The organism is Microcoleus sp., assembly GCF_049646505.1.
Taxonomy (GTDB): Bacteria; Cyanobacteriota; Cyanobacteriia; order Cyanobacteriales; family Microcoleaceae; genus Microcoleus.
The window spans coordinates 37,058-57,395 of the sequence record NZ_JBARVX010000084.1 but is presented as its reverse complement, the minus strand read 5'-3'; the positions used below and the strand labels follow the sequence as shown (position 1 = coordinate 57,395).

Annotated in this window: 17 protein-coding genes and 1 pseudogene; 7 read left to right on the top strand and 11 right to left on the bottom strand. The window is 45.1% G+C overall.

Annotated features, from left to right (window positions below; translation table 11 throughout):
- Positions 1-382 precede the first annotated feature (382 nt).
- The 3 genes from WBA89_RS04865 to smpB form a co-directional block, all read right to left on the bottom strand.
- Complete coding sequence (locus tag WBA89_RS04865; RefSeq protein ID WP_255513281.1) at positions 383-613, bottom strand: Osc7112_2153 family protein; 231 nt, start codon at positions 611-613, stop codon at positions 383-385.
- The gene (locus tag WBA89_RS04860) at positions 610-1,296 is read right to left on the bottom strand and encodes a tetratricopeptide repeat protein (RefSeq protein ID WP_424404404.1); all 687 of its coding nucleotides are present in this window, start codon (positions 1,294-1,296) and stop codon (positions 610-612) included. The genes WBA89_RS04865 and WBA89_RS04860 overlap by 4 nt, the downstream gene beginning before the upstream one ends.
- An 854-nt stretch (positions 1,297-2,150) precedes the next feature.
- Positions 2,151-2,618: an SsrA-binding protein SmpB gene (smpB, locus tag WBA89_RS04855; RefSeq protein WP_006631384.1), complete on the bottom strand. Its 468-nt coding sequence runs from the start codon at positions 2,616-2,618 to the stop codon at positions 2,151-2,153.
- A gap of 138 nt (positions 2,619-2,756) precedes the next feature.
- On the opposite strand from smpB, the gene xrtO reads away from it, so the two are divergent.
- Entirely contained in the window at positions 2,757-4,298 is a 1,542-nt protein-coding gene (xrtO, locus tag WBA89_RS04850) for an exosortase O (protein WP_424404403.1), read from the top strand.
- Complete coding sequence (locus tag WBA89_RS04845) at positions 4,285-7,152, top strand: TIGR02921 family PEP-CTERM protein (protein ID WP_424404402.1); 2,868 nt, start codon at positions 4,285-4,287, stop codon at positions 7,150-7,152. The genes xrtO and WBA89_RS04845 overlap by 14 nt, the downstream gene beginning before the upstream one ends.
- 338 nt (positions 7,153-7,490) lie before the next feature.
- On the opposite strand, the gene WBA89_RS04840 is transcribed toward WBA89_RS04845, so the two are convergent.
- The gene (locus tag WBA89_RS04840; protein WP_424404401.1) at positions 7,491-7,790 is read right to left on the bottom strand and encodes a Rieske (2Fe-2S) protein; all 300 of its coding nucleotides are present in this window, start codon (positions 7,788-7,790) and stop codon (positions 7,491-7,493) included.
- 36 nt (positions 7,791-7,826) lie between these two features.
- A complete protein-coding gene (locus WBA89_RS04835) occupies positions 7,827-8,495 on the bottom strand; it encodes an HAS-barrel domain-containing protein (protein WP_424404400.1) in 669 nt (222 codons plus the stop codon).
- A gap of 291 nt (positions 8,496-8,786) precedes the next feature.
- Between WBA89_RS04835 and WBA89_RS04830 the strand changes: the two genes are divergently transcribed.
- Positions 8,787-8,957, top strand: coding sequence for a YkvA family protein (locus WBA89_RS04830; protein ID WP_424404409.1), 171 nt, complete (start codon positions 8,787-8,789; stop codon positions 8,955-8,957).
- 152 nt (positions 8,958-9,109) lie between these two features.
- Here WBA89_RS04830 and WBA89_RS04825 read toward each other — a convergent pair whose 3' ends face one another.
- Positions 9,110-9,424: a zinc ribbon domain-containing protein gene (locus WBA89_RS04825; protein ID WP_424404399.1), complete on the bottom strand. Its 315-nt coding sequence runs from the start codon at positions 9,422-9,424 to the stop codon at positions 9,110-9,112.
- 536 nt (positions 9,425-9,960) lie between these two features.
- Between WBA89_RS04825 and WBA89_RS04820 the strand changes: the two genes are divergently transcribed.
- From WBA89_RS04820 to WBA89_RS04810, 3 genes are all read left to right on the top strand, one after another.
- Positions 9,961-11,286 (top strand): RNA-guided endonuclease InsQ/TnpB family protein, encoded by a 1,326-nt coding sequence (locus WBA89_RS04820; RefSeq protein WP_424404398.1) that lies wholly within the window; start codon positions 9,961-9,963, stop codon positions 11,284-11,286.
- A 39-nt stretch (positions 11,287-11,325) separates the two neighbouring features.
- Positions 11,326-11,907 carry a hypothetical protein gene (locus tag WBA89_RS04815; protein ID WP_424404397.1) on the top strand — a complete coding sequence of 194 codons (582 nt, stop codon included), beginning with the start codon at positions 11,326-11,328 and terminating at the stop codon, positions 11,905-11,907.
- 423 nt (positions 11,908-12,330) lie between these two features.
- Positions 12,331-12,804 carry a TspO/MBR family protein gene (locus WBA89_RS04810; RefSeq protein ID WP_424404408.1) on the top strand — a complete coding sequence of 158 codons (474 nt, stop codon included), beginning with the start codon at positions 12,331-12,333 and terminating at the stop codon, positions 12,802-12,804.
- 223 nt (positions 12,805-13,027) lie between these two features.
- Here WBA89_RS04810 and WBA89_RS04805 read toward each other — a convergent pair whose 3' ends face one another.
- From WBA89_RS04805 to WBA89_RS04785, 5 genes and pseudogenes are all read right to left on the bottom strand, one after another.
- Positions 13,028-13,297: a hypothetical protein gene (locus WBA89_RS04805; RefSeq protein ID WP_424404396.1), complete on the bottom strand. Its 270-nt coding sequence runs from the start codon at positions 13,295-13,297 to the stop codon at positions 13,028-13,030.
- A gap of 177 nt (positions 13,298-13,474) precedes the next feature.
- Positions 13,475-14,711: pseudogene (locus WBA89_RS04800) on the bottom strand (RNA-guided endonuclease InsQ/TnpB family protein).
- Between the two features lie 135 nt (positions 14,712-14,846).
- Positions 14,847-16,916, bottom strand: a complete 2,070-nt coding sequence (locus tag WBA89_RS04795) for a hypothetical protein (RefSeq protein ID WP_424404395.1) — start codon at positions 16,914-16,916, stop codon at positions 14,847-14,849.
- Positions 16,917-17,521: 605 nt separating this feature from the next.
- Positions 17,522-18,421, bottom strand: a complete 900-nt coding sequence (gene hslO / locus WBA89_RS04790; protein ID WP_424404394.1) for an Hsp33 family molecular chaperone HslO — start codon at positions 18,419-18,421, stop codon at positions 17,522-17,524.
- Between the two features lie 1,036 nt (positions 18,422-19,457).
- Positions 19,458-19,898, bottom strand: a complete 441-nt coding sequence (locus tag WBA89_RS04785) for a pentapeptide repeat-containing protein (protein ID WP_194065082.1) — start codon at positions 19,896-19,898, stop codon at positions 19,458-19,460.
- Between the two features lie 21 nt (positions 19,899-19,919).
- On the opposite strand from WBA89_RS04785, the gene WBA89_RS04780 reads away from it, so the two are divergent.
- Entirely contained in the window at positions 19,920-20,108 is a 189-nt protein-coding gene (locus WBA89_RS04780) for a hypothetical protein (protein WP_424404393.1), read from the top strand.
- The last annotated feature ends 230 nt before the right edge of the window (positions 20,109-20,338 follow it).

Here is a 20,338-nt window from a genome sequence, read left to right as displayed (position 1 = left end):
GCGGACTGGGACTTGACTTAATGCCTCACCCATAAGTGTAATCAGTTATCACTAACTCCGTTGAGAGTTAGGCTAACCGTCCCTGGATAGGAAAACCTACCCATTTAGGTTAAACGAATCGCACACCGGACATGATATTATATCAAATCCGGTTGCACTCATACATGATGTTAACAGTTAACAGTTAACAGTTAACAGTTAACAGTCAACAGTGAATTTACTATTCCGATGCAACCGGAAAGGATATTACTCGATCGCTGCACGAACACAGCCGCGATCGATAGTAAGGTGCAGCGCACCCTACATAAAATTACTACATACTACATACCTGCAAATGTAAAGTGCTGGTGTCACACCCTACAAAATTTATGGAAAATAACTTTTATTCTTCGCTCTGCGAAGGCATGACGAATCTCGGGCACGGATAATTTCCACCATCTCTATCTCTGCAACGGCGCCACGTTGACTGATTCGAGTTGAACGGCGTTTCGACTGACTCATTAAGTGTAAATTTGACAGTCGCAGGAGTAGGCTGTGCTTTTGAGGCTTGACTTAGCTCCAGTACCGTAATGATTGCCAGTATGGTTGAAGAAAGCAAAACTGTGCGTTTCATTTATTTGTTTTTTCCTCTTTTAATCGTTGACGTGCCATTCCTATCCATATATCCTCATCGAACTCTTGGGAATCCGCATACTTTAGACAAATTTTCCACTGCGGTAGCGCTTCCTTCGTTTTTTTCATCCCTTCTAGGACTTGCGCTTTCAGGCAATAAGTTGCTGGCCTTTCGCTATCAAGCTTAATGGCTGCATCCAAATGTTGCAATGCTTCTGAATATCGAGCCTGTTTCAGCCGCGCCCATCCCAAGTTTTTGAGTAAGGAATATTTAACTCGATCGTCCTCAGCTAATTTCAAACCTTGCCACAGCAAGTGAACTGCAGCAGCGTAGTTTTTCTTATCAATAATATATAACCTCGCCAGATTGCTGTAAGCAGCAGGCAGACCGAGCTTGGCAGCTTGCAAATATTTTCCTCGAGCACATTCTAAATCTTGCACCTCTTCGCAAAGCCATCCCAAATTGTAAAGAGCTGTGCGGCTTTTGGGATCTACCGCGAGCGCCAACTCGTAGGCTTGTTGAGTATCAGCCAATCGATTGGATTTGTAGTTTTCCAAGCCTCTATTGTTAAATATTGATGCGAGTTCCGGCAACCCAAATTGCCAGCCACCAAAACCTACTGTTAGAATGAGCAGGAAGGCTGCCCACTTCGACTGGTGATACTTTTTTTCCGGCTCTTTCATGACCTTAAAAATATTAGCTAATGGTGTCGTTTTTGGCAAATTTTCACTGTTAGTTAAGTGATAATTTGTTTGCCGTATTTCATTGCCACCCTCATGACATCATCATCTTACGAATTGACTTAGGCCTGAGCCTATTTCTCATTTCTGGTTTGCAACTCCACAGCCGAATGCTTGCGTAATGCTGCCACTACCTAGATGTATTCGAGCATAGGTTGATTCTTCGCGGGGCTCCAACACCTATCCGGATCATTTCAGAAAAAAGCCAGAAAAAAGCCGCAAGCCCTCAGCCTGAAAGGAAAAAGAGCCTGGACTGCTGCGGATGTTGTGAGTAATAATACTTAGTTGTGGGGCGATCGACAATAGACTTATTGTATATAGCAATCCTAAATCATTTGTGAATTTCTTACTCCCTCCCCGAACTCGCGGGGAGGGTTGGGGTGGGGTAAAAATATTTACGACTCATGCAAGGATTGCTATATAGCCTTTCAAGCTCTCATATGAGATACTATCCTGTATAGGGCATAGGGCATAGGGCATAGGGCATAGGGCATAGGGCATAGGGCTATCCTCACCACGCTTGAAAACCGCAGATGTATTTCACTAACAGAAAGAGAATGAAGAGCAATTCAAATCTAATGATTAATCGCTAATTACTAGACTTGAGTTGCACTAAAACACAGATAATATTGAATTATCTGCATCCGTCAGTGTTTATCTGCCTAAAATCTGCAGTTAACAGAGGAATATTTATGCAACTCAAGTCTACTAATTACTAACAGACATAAATGATAACTCATGGTGATCGGACTCGAAAAGCCTGTTTTTTACAGGCTTTGATAAGATTCGTCCCATCACTAAAATTGCTTCATCGCGCGTTCCATATCCCGCTTGTCTTCGCGTTTCTTCAAATCTTCGCGCTTGTCATACAATTTTTTACCTTTACCCAAACCGATATCGAGTTTAACCCAGCCGCCTTTCAAATACATTTTTAACGGCACTAAAGTCAAACCTTTTTCTTCCACTTTGCCAATTAGTTTACGAATTTCCTGCTTGTGCATCAGCAATTTGCGAGTTCGTCTGGGTTCGTGATTAAAATAGTTGCTAGCACTTCTCCAAGGCGAAATATGAACGTTTATCAGCCACAGTTCGCCGTTCCGAACTAAGCCGTATCCGTCCCGCAAATTCGCTTTTCCTTCCCGAATAGATTTAACTTCGGTTCCTTTCAACTCGATGCCCACCTGATATGTCTCTATAATTTCATAGAGATGCCGCGCTTGTCGGTTATCGCTAACAATTTTGTATCCCGGACTTTTTTCGCTCATTTTTACCTCCGCTGAAATTATTATAACGCTAGCTTGTCTGTAGAAAAAATAAAAGCTTGACAAAACTTAAATTTCAGGTCTAGGCATTACCAATGTTGCTGAGCTAAGATGTCACCAACGTGAATGTCAAGCGGTATCATGCAGCGCACCAATATTCCCGATTCTGGAATTCCAGATTCTGTTACTCCTTATCCTGCGGTTAATTTGGTTTGGCTAGCTCCTTCTTTACTGTCGCTCACTTGGTTTTTTGCCAATATCTCGGCAGTTAAATGGCTGTTATCCTCGTTTGTTGAGATACCGACACTGTACAAGATAGTAATTAGTTTTCTGATTGTAGCATTAGTAGTGCGATCGCTCAGTTCGGGAACTCGCCCGCCCGCATTGTCCCCCAAATTCGTTGTGAGGCGCTATCCGCTGGTATTAATGTTGGGTGCGAGCGTTTGCTCGATCGCCGCAGGGTGCATAATAGACATCAAACAAATTACCATCCTGCTATTTATCCTCGGAACCTACGGGCTGTACGGCTTAATGGTAGAGCCGAACTTTTGGCGAAAAAACCTGCCCATAGCGGGGCTGCTAGCTTGTATTTTACCATTCAACACTCAGCTCAATAGCGGATTGGGTTTGCCGGCGCGAGTGCTGACAGCTCAGGTAGTAGAAAAATTGCTATCGGTTTTCCAAATCGGGGCTATTTCTTCCTACGATATCATCGTCTTAGAAAACGGCATCGCTCAAGTAGACGTACCTTGCAGCGGCATTAAAACCCTCTTAGTAGGGACACTATTTTTGCTGGCTGCTACCTGGTTAGAAAGCCGCCAACTGGGTTTAAAATGGCTGGCAGTATGCGCCCTCAACTTCATAATGTTAGTTTCGGCTAACGCTTTGCGGGTAGTAGTATTAGTATTAGTTGCCCAAGTTTTTCAACAGCCAATTTATGCCGAAATCCTGCACGTACCCCTGGGAATAATCGGTTTAGTTAGCGCTTGTTTTTTGAGTTGGTTGATGCTGCAAAAAATACCAAAAATTTCCGCAGCCAAACAAATTAATCTTGAGTCCCAACGGGATGCAGAAATCCTCAAAAATCAGCCCTTAGCAAAAGCCGGACTAATTGCGGCCGTCGCTGTGTTGGCAGCAATTTCTCAATTGTATCATGTAGAAAGCGAACAAGTAGCGATCGCCCCCCTAAAATTTCCCGAACAAATCATATCCGAACCAATCCCCCTGAATCCCAGCGAACAAAAATTTTTCGGCAATTACCCAGACACAAAAACAGAAAAAAAGAGATTTATCTCCGGTAACTTGCGCGGTTCCATGCTAACCGTAGCCAGTAAATCCTGGCAGACTTACCACGCACCAGAGTTGTGCTTTATCGCCAGCGGCATCCCCGTCAACCGCATAGAAAGAAAACAGCTAACTCCTGCCATCCCAGCCCGCTGGCTGTCTGTCAAAGACAACCAACTCTCTGCCACCTACTGGCTGCAATCTTCCCAGCAAACAACCGATAACTTCTTGGCCCGAATCCGCAGCGACATCAACCACAAAAATCATACTTGGGTGCTTGTGTCAATTCTTTTTGACAATTCCGTAAACCCCGAAAGTTCCGAAGTCCAATCTTTTGCTAAAAACGTACACAACACCGTTAATTATAGCTTAACAACAGCAAAAAATGAAAAAATTTAAGCTGGCATTGAACATAATTTTTCAGTTAATATTTTGGCTGTGGAACCTGACATTTTTGTCAATTGTTTATCTAGGAATTTTGCCCTACCTGGCAATCCCGTTAATCCAAGCCACAATAGACGGAATTATCCCCCTGGAATTTGCCTTAACCTTAACAGCACTGATAGCAGTACCGACAGTATTTACAATCCTCGGATTCAAGCGTTTTCGCAAGCAACCATTGCAGCTAATGCGTCTGTTTTACGGCGTAGAAGCGCCCTTATTTTTGCTCTGCTCAATCAGGTTATTTCTGCTGCGAGAACTGAATCCACCGAGCTCTCAAATTATTTGGACAATAGGATTGTGCATCGCAGGATTTTTAGTAGAAATTCTCTACGGATATTTGGGGAGAAAAGAAAATATTCAAGATATTTCAATATCTCAAGATGCTGAAAGCAAACCGCAACCTGCGAGTGGATTAATTGGCAACAAACAAATTGCCTGGATGCAGTTAGGAGTTCACAGCTTAATGTTGCTAGTTGGCATTTGGGCGGCCGCATTGCTGATGTTTTACGCTGTACCTGTCGCAAGCGTTATCGTAGTTGGATTTTTTAGTTTTGCTTGGGTGACACCGCTGATAGAATCTTTAAAGTACAGTTCATTTGAAATAATTTGGTGGCTGCCATTATCCTTAATCTTGTTTGGTTTTACCTCCAGCTTGTTCGTAGTAATGCCTTCGCTTTACGGCTTTCTCTACATCCAATCTGCCCGCAAAATATTAAATAGTTTTGCTTCGCAATACGGAAAAAATCAAGCAATCGCGGGCAGCTTGGGAGTGATGGCAGCTTGGCTGGCTATTTTCTCCGCTTTGCAGCAGCAGCCGCAAATTCAAGCAATGAAAATTCTGGAAACTCCCGCAGCTAATGAGACGGCGCGTCAAACTTTATTAGCCAAGTCTGATATGATTCGATCGGGCTTAGTTAACGCCTATTTGTCTCCTTACCGCTACCTGAGCACTGTGGGAGAAAATAACCACATTTACGCGCTGTACAAGAATACTTTAAATTTGCCTGACAAAGCAGCTCGCAACGTACAGAACAGCTATAATATTTTAATGTCGCCGTTTTTGTATCAAGGCTCGAGTTCCGATGTCAAAAAAGCCGAAAAACTTTACGCTGGATTCTTCGATACTGAAATTCAAAAAGGTGACACAGAAGCAGTAAAACACGCGGTGCAGTCAACATCTAACCGGGAAGAAGCTAAGGCTGGTTTGTTGAATGTCAATGAGGAAAAAGTATGGTTGGATTCCCAAGAAGTTACCCTCAAAGAAAACGGCGATTGGGCTGACGTTCAAATCTACGAAGTTTACAAAAATCAAACGCCCAACTTGCAAGAAGTATTTTATTACTTTTCTCTGCCGGAAAGCGCCGCAGTTACAGGAGTTTGGCTGGGCGATACTGGGGATTTGAACAAGCGTTTTGCTTTTACTGTGTCGCCCAGAGGTGCTGCACAGCAAGTTTACAACCAGCAGGTAGTAGAAAGGGTAGATCCGGCTTTGCTCGAACAAATTGGCCCGAAACAATACCGCTTGCGAGCTTTTCCTGTTCCGCCTAAACGAGAGTTTGCACAAACTAACGGGCCGACGGAAATGCACTTGTGGCTGACTTACAAAGTGATGCGACAAGCACAGGGTTGGGCGATGCCAAGTTTAGCGGAAAAACGCAATATTTATTGGGATGGAAATACTCGTCGCACTATTGCGGGCAAACAAGTAAATTACAGTGGTAAAGAGGCAAAAGAAACTTGGCTTCCAGCGTTTGTACCCGCAGTTGCTCAGCCCAAAATAATACCGCATCTAGCGAAGTTGTTGCCGGGAGAAAATAGTATTTTGGCTCAGCCATTGATTGATATAAATTACTTTTTGCCACAAGTGAAAAAATTAGCCTTGGTGCTGGATACTTCTCGGAGCATGGCGGCGGAAAGTAGAGAACTTAAGGAGACTTTTGACTGGTTAAAAAAGAATAGTTTAGCCACAAACAATGTGGATTTATATGTGTCGAGTGCGGCGGGTGTGCCACCGAGGTTGGTGGAAAATCTACGCAGTTTAGATGTGGGAAAGTTGACGTTTTACGGTACAATTCAACTTAAGGATATTCTGCAACAGTTTGCACAGTTGCGCGCCGATCGCACTTATGATACTGTATTCTTGGTGAGCGATCGCCACAGTTACGAGTTATCGGACGATCGCAAAACCAGCGTTTCTCTAACCGCACCTTTATGGACAGTGCATTTAGGAGGTTTGCCCCCTGGCTATGACGACGCTACTTTAAAGGTGATTCAAGATAGCGGCGGCGGAGTTTCTACCGATATCAAAGAAGCAATGCAGCGAGTGGCGACGATGGCGGCGTCGGGGAAATCTGTAGTTAATGTTGTTGATGGTTATGCTTGGAGTTATGCCAAAACTCCGAAGGTGACTGCAGGGGTTCCGAAAATAACTAATGATGAAAATGAAGGTTTTAAACCGATAGCGGCGCGGCAGTTGATAACCGCACTTAGCAAGCAGAAAACTGCTAATCAATTGACTCAATTGGATGCGATGCACTCGCTTGCTAAAACTTTTAAAGTCGTCACGCCCTATTCTTCGATGATTGTGTTGGTTAATGACGAGCAAAGAGCGCAGCTAAAGGCGGCGGAAGGTAAAAACGATCGATTTGAACGCGAGGTAGAATCGGGTAAGGAGGAGTTGACGAAACCGAGCAATCCTTTGAATGTTTCGGGGGTTCCTGAACCGGAAGAATGGCTGCTTTTGATGGTTGGGGCGATCGGGCTTTTGGCGATTTTCCTCCGCCAGCGGCGCGCAAAAACGGTAGTTTGAAAGATGGTTCGGCGGTTGAAACCTGTTGACCTCAAATTCGTATGTGGCGAAGCGCCCGTCATACGAATTCGAGGTCAAACTACAAAAACAAAGTCTGCCTCCGCAGACTAACAGAGTGAGGGGGTGTTTAAGCCGGACTTGATATCATATCAAATCCGGTAGCATCGGAATGATTCAGATATATATTCTCGGACTCTGTGTACTCTGTGTACTCTGCGGTTAAATCATTCCGATGCAAGCGGAAACGATATCACATATTAATTTACAGTCGTCTTGAGACGACTTTAGCTATGAGACAGGGGTTTAAACCCCTGTCGGACTTAATGAATAACGAATAACTAATCAATTTCCACAAAAACCCGATCGCCCTCAATTTTTACCGGATAAGATTCCAGCGAATCCGGTGAATTCAAACACTTACCAGTATCCAACTTAAACCTAAATTTGTGAAACGGACAGGTAATGATGCCGTTATCAACCTTCCCCATATCGATCGGATATTCTAAATGCGTGCAAGCATTGCGGTAACAAGTGATATTTGCACCTTGGCGATTCAAAATTAGCGAAATATCCTCAACTTTTACTTTCAAAATATCCCGTTCGGGAATCTGATTTAGCGCTGCGATCTCTACCCACATAAAAAATTATACTTTTCTATTTACTTATCCCATATTCTACGGATGAATCTGACTCAAAATCACCCGCAACCGATCGTAATCATCCTTCAACAAAACACTCAAACTCCTGCCCGCTTCCACCAACCAAGATCGATCGCGCATCCGCAACTGATAAATCTCCCGAATCGTCGCCGCCGCCAGCGCATCCACCGGCGCATTAGTCACCCCCAGCAGCGTCCTCAAAAAATCCAACTGCACGGTAAAATCAACCACCTCATCCGGTTCGCAGCGATAAACCGCCTGGTGAATTTGCGGCGGGCGCGGCGGCAAATACTGATAAATTGTACCCCTCGACGGGCCGTGACCGTTGAACCTTTCCGGCGCAGCCTCAAACCCGACAATCGCCACTCGAAACTCGGTTTTGAGCATCGCAAAAATCTGCGGTTGTTCTTCCCGCAACTCTTCCAGCGACAAACCCAAGGCGCGAGCTCTGTGCACCGAGTCGATCGGGCTAGTCGTCGCGTAATAAACCACGCCGTAGATTTGATTTTTCGACTCTTCATCCTCGGCCTTAACCCAACTCCCAAAAGGCGGCATCACCGGAAAACTCAAGTCATCCGGTTCCAAACATTGAGCCATAAACTCCGAAGTTGCCGTCTCGATTACCTCAGCAATGCGATCGGGATGGCGCTCTTTTGTAGCAAATTGGGGTAAAGGTAAACGCATGATTTTTTTTATTTTTTATTTTTTATTTTTTATTTGTTGTTTGTTGGTTCTAATTTCCAGTTAAGCTGTTGCGACATTTAAATTCTATGTCAAAAAACAATTCCCCAATGAGTGGGGTGTCCCGCCCTGAATTTACAATAGACCTATTGCAAAATAATTTTATGCTACAATCAAGGGTTTGGCTTAAGTAGAGTAGATTGCCGATTAGATCGGCACTTTACAATTACGACTGAGCTTCGTGAGCCTAAAATTCAAAACCTTTAATTGTAACATAGATTTTTTTGGCAATAAATCTATTTTATATCTCCTGTCGATAGCATCCCCGATATATTAGCCGACATCGGATTTACAGACGATTTGGGAGTATTGCTGGCTGCGGTCGCGACTGTTTCAGTATACATCAATGCTGAAACTAAAGCACAAGCCAAACAAAAAATGAATGATTGGTTTGGTGGTAAATAATACGATCTGCGTTTAATTGCCCGCAGTCTAACAAGTTTGCAGTCAGGAATTTAGCTCGATCAACCTAAAAGTCAACAAAAGACCCAAGTCTTCGCTACAAACCTATCTCAGAGGACTCAAGTCCTCACTGCAAACTCGATCGATCTGGATTCTCAGTCTTTAAGCGGCTTGCCTTCTCGATTGACGATACGGCTTTCACCATCCTTAGCCGTGACATTTTCATAAACTCCTTCATCCCGCTTCACGTACTTGCTGAAACCCGAATTTTTATAATCGGTGTCGGATGTCGGCTTCATCAACCTCGGAGCGCTCAGCAAACGGCGCACCGGAGCATCTGCGGGAGTGTCTCCGGGTTCGCACTTAGCCAACTCGCACAGTTGGCCCCAAGTCGAAACTTCCTGGTTCATGCTGTGCGAAACTTCTAACTGCTGGTTGTTTTTGGGACAAAAATAATCGTATACAGGCATACTAAGAATCTCGTTTGCAACTACTAAAATTACTAATTGCACGGTTGTTGAGACTATTATAGCTCGCTCTTACTAACTGTTGAGGCAAAAAAACATAAAATTTACTATTTTTAACGGTTGGTGAAACACTAAATCAGCTATATAATTAACCCCGTGCAGTTGCTCCCAAATGCGATCGAGACTGAGCCCAAAAGTACCCTACCGTGAAATCGTCTCGCGCGATCGCTCGATCGACGGTTAGCAAATGCCCGCAAGACTTCCCTAAATGCAGTCAAAAGAGCGATCGTCAATTTCAGACTGCACCCAAATAACACATTTTAGATTTCAACTATAACAGCAGGATTCTCCCACCATACCGCCTCGGTTGGTGGCGGGTCCGACAAGCGCGTGAGGCTTGTGATTGCACCGCATATTGAATCGATCAGCGCAGCGTTCGACTCTCGATGCGGTGCATGAGTGAACGAACAAGATTTGTTACGAAGTGGTTGCTTTCTCAAACTTCACGAGTTATATTTATCTTAGAGTTTAGTGAACCCATGAGCCAAGTTATCACCGCAAAGCTAAGGTTGAATCTTACCGCCGAACAGAAGTTGGCGGTGCGTGATACTGCGCTGGCTTACCGTGATGCTTTGAACTATACTGCCATGATTGCTTTCGGCAATAGTAAGTCTAATAATGGCACTAAATTACAAAAACTCGTCTATACCCACCTGCGCTCCGAGTTCAAACTAGGTGCACAGATGGCGTGCAACGTACCTAGACAGGTGGCGGCAACCTTTAAATCCTTGTCAACCAAGCTTAAACAGAACAACGAAGCTATTAAAAAGGGATACACCAAGAAGCGCTTCAAGGGGCTTGATAAAGCTCCTAAATACGCATCTCGGACTGTGACCTTGAATTATCAGCGAGATTACACGTTTAAGTCCGATCAACAGGTCAGTATCGGAACGTTAAACGGTCGAATTGTTGTGCCTTACGAGGGTTGGAATAAGCATTTAGATTTGATCGAAGTCTGTCCCAATATTGGTGCAGCAAAGATAGTCTACCAGCGTTCTTCCAAGATTTACTATTTAATGGTAAGTCTTGAAATAGAACTACCGGACATCGACCCAACAAGTATTACCCGAATTTCTGGTGTTGATGTTGGGATGAGATATTTGGCAGTAGAAACAGATTTAAACAATAGGTCTGCATTCTACTCTGGCGCTTCATCTCGACACAAAGCCAATCAATATCAGAAGGCTCGAAGAAGTCTACAGCGTAAAGACACCCGTTCGGCGAAGCGACGACTAATCGCTTTGTCAGGACGGGAGAGACGGTTTATCGCTGATGTGAACCACCAAATCAGTAAAGAAGTTGCCAAGCCTAACAGCTTGATTGGACTAGAAAACTTGACTGGAATCCGTGATAGAACAAAATCCAAGTCTGGCAATTCGGCAAGCAAGAAACAGCGTAGGGCTAATCGAAACAAAGCTAAATGGTCATTTGCCGAATTGCATGGCTATATCGACTACAAAGCTAATTTGATTGGCAGCCTAGCAACTAAAGTTCCAGCACATTATACTTCTCAGAGTTGTCCTAAGTGTGGGCATACCTCGAAGGCTAATCGATCGAACAAGGGGCTAATGTTTCGTTGTGAATGTTGTGGGCATGAATTACACGCTGATTTGGTGGGAAGCAGAAATATTGCATTAAGAACGTTGCTCGTTCGGCAAGACTGGACGAGTACGGGGAGCTTGTCAGTATCCCCCGATGTGTCGCGCGATGAAACTAAAGCTGATCTCCTGCAAAGGTTTTCAGAATTGCGGTGGAGCGTAGATACAAGCCCTCATCATATCGGTATCCCGATTGATGACGGGTAATTGACGTTTATTCATCTACTCACCAGCGAGGATTTACCGATGAGCGATTTCAAAGTTACACCAGAAGTAGAGCTCAACATGGCTCAAATGTTGGAGAGATACCAACTGCAAGACGAGACAATTCTGCGGCGCTGGGCAAAACTGCACGGTATCAACAGCACTCGCGGTTTCTTCTATCCCGGTGAAGTAGATTTGATGGATCACGCTCACCACCACATTTATAATTTGGGAATGAGCATTGGTGAATATCAAAGTCTTTTAGACCGCCGCCGCAGCAATTCCCACACATCGGGCGATCGCAATCAAACAGTAGCAACTCAAGTTGCTGACGAAGCTTATGATGCCATAGAAATGCTGAAAGAACAGTATTCTGAAGCAGTTGATTTAATGGGAGAACGTATAGCAGACCATTTCATCGATGAACTAGATTTATCAGTGATGCGACACCTTTCTCAAAAAGTAAAAGAGCGCCGCGCTCTCAACGGTCAAGCTAAAAAACCCAACCGTTTTCTGCAAGTGATTAAAGCCGTATTGCAACCGAGCAGCGAAAATACGCTTCTAGTTCCCAGAAAAGATGATGACTCTAGTTTAGAGTTAGAACAGCATCACCGGCTCGGCTAACCGATTTAGTTGCAAGGCGAAGGGCTACTTATAGCGGTAAGGTGCGCCCGCGCACCCTACACCATGCCGGTTCTGGATTTAGGACAGGACTGTGAAGGCAATAAATGTGCTGTTTTAAATAAGTATAATTTACGTTCGCGTTATAAATTTCAGACTGGAGAGAGATGTATTTATCGCCTGATTTACCTAAAATATCTGCTTAAATATAGCAATCCTGGCATCAGTTGTACCAATATGTAGGGTTCTTGGTCTCGCGCTCGTGCGTTCGCGCTTGCATTCCCGAAGGGTAGCTATCGAGATCGCGAATATCCCCGAATATCCCGATCGATCCTAGGTAGGCACGGGTACACTACCGCTACATATTTACACAATTCCTGACCGATCGCTATAGAACCCGTCAACGTCACCCAATTGATAAAGATGATGATTAAATCCTGGATGGTAATTGGAGGTGTCGCCTTTGCGGTAGCACTGTTGGCTAACTTGCTCTCGCCCAGCGACATCCAGTGGTTCAACCGCTTGCAGCGTCCGAAATGGCTAGTATTTGAAAAAGCAATTCCCATCATTTGGACAGTAATTTTTATTTGTGCAGCTTGGTCAGCAGTGATTGTTTGGGAAAAAGAACCGGGAACTCAGGAGACTTGGCTGAGAATGGGTTTGTACCTGCTTTTAGAAATAGTAACCATATCTTATACCTCTGTGATGTGCAAACTTAAGAGCCTAAAAGTCGGCACAATCATCGGCGGAACGGGCGCTATTTTAAGCGTAATACTCGCTTTAAGCGTGTTGCAAGTTTCGCAACCCGCCACCCTGTTATTGCTGCCTTACATACTCTGGAGTCCGATCGGCACTTACACGACTTGGGCAATGATGCACCTGAATCCGGCCGATGTTTAGCATTTCATGGAATTAGTCATTTTAATGGGGTTGCAAGCATCAGGAAAAAGCACCTTTTAAACCTAAAAGGCGCTCGCTGTTATATCCCCGGCTTCTTTAATGAGTCCGGGATCGGGGTATTCTGTTTTTGGAAATTTGGCAATTAACGATCGCATATCTCAAACCAGATCGACTGCCATAAACTTTAATTCTTTCTTTCTACCTTAAATTTATCACAATAGTTTTATGTATCAGAGCGCAAGTTTTCGATCGCGGAAATGAGTTGTTGCAGTAGCTCACCCAAGCCAGCCATCTGTTCATCAAAAGCATCGCCATTCATTACATAAAGGTCGTTCTTTCGTTCACTTTCAAGCACTTCCTTTGCAGCTATAACTTCTGCGACACTAATGCCATGCTTCTTGGATAATTTGACTGTCACTGCAATAAAAGCATCCAGATGTGAATCTTCTACTGTGCAGTAATTTCGCTCTTTCTGGCTAAATAAAGTGCCCATCTGGTTTCTCAAAATAGTTATTTCTTAAAAATACCACAATTATTCATGATATTCATTTTTAATAAAGACTAAAACAGCAAAAAAATCTGTACAAATTAACGCTACAAATTAACGCTTGCTTTTACAGATAATTGACATACTCCCCGACCTAAAGGCACGGGGATTCTAATTCATGGTTCACAGAAGTCCACTTGCTATATCAGATTGCTCATCAATAGTAGAGGCGGTATTCTCCCCATGCTTTCCCTCTTCCGAGGCGGATTCTTCTTGCCCAGAAGTACCGTTTTTCTGCCACTGGGTACCCAGTAGATTCATGCCTTTCTGCAAAATATTGAGAGCCGCATTGGTATCACGGCACAGTTCAATTTTGCAATTAGGACATGAGTGTGTTCTGGTACTGAGTGCTTTCTTTGCTCTGTGACCACAATTAGAACAATCTTGCGAAGTATAGTTAGGCGATACAGCCACAACTGCTTTATCCCAAATCTTGCCGTAGTAGTCCAGCCATTGAGTGAATTGATACCAACTAGCATCAGAAATAGACTTAGCCAAGCAATGATTTTTTACCATATTGGCAATCTTCAAATCTTCATAGACAACCACATCGTTAGAGTGGACTACGTACTCCCGCTTGCTTAATCGCCCAGTCTTTACGCTGCCTCTGAATTTTTAGATGGATTTTACCCAGTCTCTTCCTTTGCTTGTGATAGTTCTTTGATTGGGGTTTAGCACCCTTGACAAATTTCTTACTCAGGCGGCGTTGGGCTTTCTTCAGTCGCTTTTCTGACTTTCGCAGGAATTGTGGATATATCACGGCGTTATCGTTTTGGTCTTTGGTGAAGAATTTCAACCCCAAATCTAACCCGACAACATTGCCTGTATATTCCCCTTTCTCTTTACGGTCAACATCAAAGCAAAACTGAGCATAATAACCGTCCGCTCTTCTCACTACCCGCACCCGATTAATTTTTAATCAAGGCCAAGTCTTCCTGAGTTTCATTATTGCAAAATATAGAGAAAGTTCCAGCCTCAAAACCATCAGTGAAAGTAATTAACTTACAATCTTCTGACAACTTCCATCCTGAAACTTTATACTCTACCGAGCGACAATATTTCTTAAACTTTGGATAGCCTTTCTTTCCCGCACCTTTTTTACACCGGGAATAAAAGCTAGAGATAGCAGCCCAAGCCCGTTCAGCACTAGCTTGTCTAGCAGCAGAGTTTAACTTCTTTGCAAAAGGAAACTCAGACGCTAAGTCCTTGCATAGTACAAAACAGCTTTACTAACCCCTTGATTATCCATCCAAAAACGCACGGCTTTATTTCTAATAAACTGTGCTGTACGGATAGCCTCATCAAGTGCTAAGTATTGCTCTTTCGTTCCGTTCTTTAGCTTTGCTTCTCTTACTATCATGTTCTAAGTATAACATATTTATCTGACATTATAGTGGATAAATATAGTAGAATAATCAAAGCCGTCCTAGAAGGACGGGGCTTTAGACCCAAGTTTTTGGTAAAGATATTAGGTAACAGTTTCTCACCCTCAAATTTAGGGACTCGGAGACGGGATCGGAGGCTCGGTTTCCGGCGGATCGGGAACCGGAGACGGAGAGTCAGCAGCCGGAGGATTCAGCGACTCCTCCCAAACTTTGATTTGCGATCGAGCTTGCTCGAAAGCCCTAGCTCCCGAGGGAATTTTCTTCAAAGTGGCGATCGCCCCAGCCAGATCCGACGACGACTGTTCCACAGCAAGGGCCAAAATCCGCTGGCTCCATTCATCAATCGCCTCACTCGCCTGCCAGCGGAGCGAACTCGACTCTGGAACCTGAAGGGCAAGGGAAATAGCCCTTTCCAGAGCGTCAGCAGTCCCCGGTATGGCTGCGGTACGGGCGCTCTGCAAACCTTGTTCGCCCAAAAATTGAGCCTCCCAAGTCCGAATGTTCGATCGAGCTTCCCCATAAAGCACCCGTCCCGATCGAATCCGGCGGGCCATCTCAATTGCCTCACCCAAATTGCCCCCAGCCGCTAGCTGCTGAGCTCTATCCAAAAACGGCTGGTCTTGAAGGCGCTGTCTTCTCTCGATCCAAGCTTGTATTTTGGCTTGAGCTTCCCCGTAAAGCGCCCTACCTCTAGAAATCCGAGAAGCTTGAGCCACGGCGGCTTCCAGAGAATTCGGATCGCCCGCGACGGCCAAATCGTTAGCTCTTTGCAGGTACGGACTGTCTTCCAACAGCTCGATTTGACGGCTCAAGCCAGCAATTTGACTGCGAGCTTCCCTAGAGCGGGGATTTGATTGGGGGACTGTTTGCAATTGGGCGATCGCAGCCCTCAAATCATTTACCCCTCCCGGCGCCGCCAGCCTGCTTGCGGCATCCAAAGTTTTGACATCAGCCATTTCTTGCTGCCAGCGGCCGACCAAATCTTGAGCTTGTTTGTATAAAGGGCGGCCCTCCTTCAACTTTTTAACAATTTCGATCGCCTTAGACAAACCCTCAACAGAGCCAGTCAAAGCCTGAGCCGTACCGCTCGCCAACTGATTAAAATCCTGAACTTGTTCGTTTAAATTTGCCGAGTCTGGAATCTTGGACGCGATCGCGACCGCCTCCTGCCAATCCCCTGCCTGCAAGCGTTTTTGGGCGATCGCCATAATTTTATTGCTAAATTCCGCGATCAGCTTATTAGCAGCTTGATACAAATAACTGCTTCGATCGATTCCCTGAGCCAGCTTAATTGCCGTCACCAGATTCTCCAGCCCTCCCTCCGAGGCTGTGTTTCGGGCTTTTGTCAACTTGTTGCCCTCTGCCTTGGTCGTCTCAATTGCCTGAGTCAGTTCCTCATACTTAGTCGATTCCCAGAAAGTATTTCCCGTATCCAACAGCAGAGTAGCTTTGCTGAAAGCCTTAGTCCACTCTTCCTGACGCAAGAAATCTACCGCAGTGCGGTAAATTTTCTCTGCATCGTTCCAGATCGACTGCCACTGTTCAACCTGCTTTTCCACCGTCGCGTAAGCCGGAACATTTCGAGGAACCTTGCGAGCGATCGCGATCGCCTCATCGAGTTTCCCTTCTTGGAACCTAGCATTTCCCAACCTGAGAATATCCTGCGACCAGCGATCGATTTGACCGTTAATTCTCGGTCGCAGCGGGTGATCGGACGGCAAAGCATTAACTAATTCGATCGCCCGCAGCAAATCATCTACCGTCCGCTTGCTAGCTGCTTCTTGAGCGCAAAAAAAGCGATCGTTAGCAGAAGCCGTCGGCCAAAAAATCTTCGAGCAATTCGACTGCGCTGTCAGGTTGAGCAAAGACGAAATTGCCACAAACCCCATACCTACCGACAGCATCAAACTCACCGCCAGCCAAAACTGCCACTTTTGCGACCACCTCCGCCACAGCGGACTGTGTTCTCCGGGAGACTGCCAGTTTTCCCCAGACTCTGTGGGCCGCTGTTCCAAATACCCTTCCGGCTGTTTTCCCGAAGTAACCAACTCACGGATCTCTTTCAGTCGCTGGGCCCGGTTTTTCCTAGCGGGAATTGGCACCAGCGAGGAAGTATCCTTTTTGGGATCGAAGGATTCTGATGCAGACCAACGGCCTGGTGTTTTGCGATCTTGACTCATACATTGCTTACCACAAACAACAACCAGGAAGTCTTAAATACTTCAAAACAGCGAGGGCTACTATTTTCCTGATAATTTTTACATCTCAACCGTGTCAACTTGCCTTCTTTCTGCTGACTCCAATCACCCAAGACTTACGCGCGCGCCGTCTGTCCAATTTGAGATTTGAGATTGAACAATCAGAGATTTGCTTTGCGGATGAATCTGGGAGCAAGAACCGCCTTCTAAAATTTGGAGCTTGCAACGATAGGAGTACGCGACACGGCATTCTGTTTTGGGCGGGATGAAAAACCCGATATTTGACGAGATTTCAAGCCGCTCCATCCAACTTTTCGAGCCATTCCTGGTTTTTCAGGTCAGCGCGTCCTACAATTTTTGAGTCCACCACACAAATTCCAGTTTGGCGATGGGTGAGTCCCTGACGGCAAAACCGAGTTTGATGTACGAAAACCTCTCGTGGAGCGCCATCGCTCCGGGTTAAACAAACTCTCAATCTCGATCGCGGTCGCGTAAGTCCCGTAGGTAATTGATAATGTGTAATTGGCAATTGGTCAAGGCCTCGCTCCGCAACTCGCATTCAAAGGAACCAATTACACATTATCGTCTCAAGAACCCGAGTTCGATCGCAAATCCCCGATCAGTTCAGCCAATTCGTCGCTGCTAGCCTTGTAAACCTCGTTGCAGAAATGACAAGTAGCCTCAGCCCCGCCATCTTTTTCGATCATGTCTTGGAGTTCAGCTTCGCCCAACATTTTCAGAGCTCCCAAAACTCGATCGAACGAACAGCCGCAGTGAAAGCGCACCATCTGAGTTTCCGGAAAAATTTCCAGCCCCATATCACCGAGTAACTCTTCCAGAATCTGGTGCAGCGTTTTACCCGATCGTAGCAGCGGCGTAAAACCCGACAGTGCAGCCACTCTAGATTCTAGAGTTTTCACCAATTTTTCATCCCTTGCGGCCTTCGGCAGCACCTGCAACAGCACGCCCCCAGACGCTTGCACCCCGCCCGCCCCCACAAACACCCCCAACACCATAGCCGAAGGAGTCTGTTCCGAGGTTGCCAAATAGTGAGTCAAATCGTCGCCAATTTCGCCGGAAACCAATTCTACCGTACTCGAGTAAGGGAAGCCGTATCCAACATCCCGCACCACGTACAAATAACCGTCACCTATAGCGCCGCCGACATCAAGTTTGCCTTTAGCATTAGGTGGCAATTCCACTGCGGGATTGCTCACATAACCTCGAACCGTCCCATCAAGTCCCGCATCAACCAGCAGTCCACCCAGAGGCCCATCTCCTTTAATGCGAATGTTGACTCTCGATTCGGGCCGTTTCATGCTGGAGACGAGTAACAGCCCCGCCGACATCGTGCGTCCAAGGGCGGCTGTAGCCACGTAGGAGAGCTTGTGCCGCCCTCTTGCTTCTTCGGTGAGACTTGTGGTAATCACCCCTACAGCGCGAATTCCGCCGTCTGCGGCTTTGGCGCGAATTAATTGATCTGCCATGAAAAACCTTACTTTGTCTTTTGATACCTTCTCGAACTATTTTAGAAGTTATTGAAAATTGTGGCAGCAGGTAGCAGCAGTTGACTTAGCGCAGCCCGGAGCGCGATCGAACTTATTTTAACTCTCAAAGCAATAATATTACCTTTGGCAATTTATGTCGATAAAAACTTAATTTACATTGAAAAAAATTACAAGCCGTGTACGCTTGGCGACATAGAAAAAAAAACAGTATAGCAGTTTTCAGTAAAATGAGGTACGCACAACCGAGCGGTAATAGGTAGTAATAGGTAATTGCAGAATTGGCAATTTGAGTTCGGGTTAGCTACCAGCTATGATTTCTGTCCTCCGCTTTGCTTGCTTCGCCCATTACCGATTACCCATTACGGGAGCGTACCTCACCTAACTGAGAAAAGCTATAAACGAGACATCATTCAGGTAGTTAACGATCGAGACAAACCCACTTATTATACAGTATTAAATCTGCACATACAATAATTATTGTGAGTCATTTCAAATTCGGTAGCATCCCAATTGTAAAATTTAGTCAACAGTCAACCGCAGACGCCGCAACCGGAATCGATCTAATTCATCTGCGTTAATCTGTGTTTATCGGCGGTCTGTATCTGCGGTGAAAAAAAAAGAGAATGTATAACCGCAGATGACAATTGATTCACGCCGATTCGCGCAGATGCAGAAAAGAGATATATGAAGAATTCCGATATTAACAGATTTGAACTGGCATCTGTACACACTTCTCGATAGTTAAACGATTATTTCAGTTCATTTAGACCTGCTACAGAATCAAGTTGTTCTTTGTTGAATACTCGTTCCATTAAGTCGCGTACCGTGAAACAGAGATGACTCTGCTTGACAAATCGTTCTTTGATGGCATCTAACATTTACCTGCTCAGTGATAAGGAACACCTTAACAGGGCTGGGTTTGCAGCGAACAGCCTACAAAAAGACTAAAAACCCGGTTTCTGGGCAGAAACCGGGTTTTTAACTGAAAATGGGTTGTTTGCATTCTTGGAACGAGTTATTGGTCGTAGCTGCCGCCGACACCGATTTGTGTATTGTAGATTTTGGCATCAGTGATGGTCATATCTTCCATTGATGCACCGGATACGTCAGCCGTGTTAATGATGGCTGCGGTCAGATTTGCCCGATCGAGGTCTGCATTGTTTAAACTGGCGTTAGTCAGGAAAACTGCCGTCAAGTCAGCCCCCGTCAAGTTGGCCCCCGTCAAGTCAGCACCTTCGAGGTTAGCGCGGTAGAGGTTGGCGCCTTGCAAATTTGCTTCTCTCAAATCTGCGCCAATTAAATGAGCTCCTGTCAAATCTGCTCCCGACAAGTCGCACCTAAAGCATTGGCCGGTTGACAGTAACTGTTTGACTTGAGCCGGATTTTCGGCGCGAGCCGGGCCGCCGAACAGTAGGGGACTAATTAAAAGAGTAGCGGCTAAAAGATGGCGTTTCATATTTTTTTTCCTCGGTTTATTATGTATTTAAGTTCTGCTGTTTATATCTACAATTTTACCACGGTGGTTTTCGCAACTTGCGATCGCATTCACAGATATGTTGTGACATCGATTCCCCTTGACAGCGCACAAATGGTTTCCGAAAGCTCGCAAAACTTGTATGTCGCAAAACTTAACACTGCTGAACTACAAGACAGTGCTGTTTTGTAGTAATATGTTCTATGTTAGCTAAAATTGCCCACAAATGTGTCTTTCTAAAGATGGATAAGTTCGGCAATGGGATAGATAATTTTAGCAGGTAACTCGATCGCGAAAAATCGAAAAGAAATACATTTTTTTTAATAAAAGTGTCGCGAGACAGAAAAATCAACTTAAAATAAAGATTGACTTATAACTTTATAGGTAGAGGGTGAGCCGTCACCGGCGAGTTCCCCAGCCAA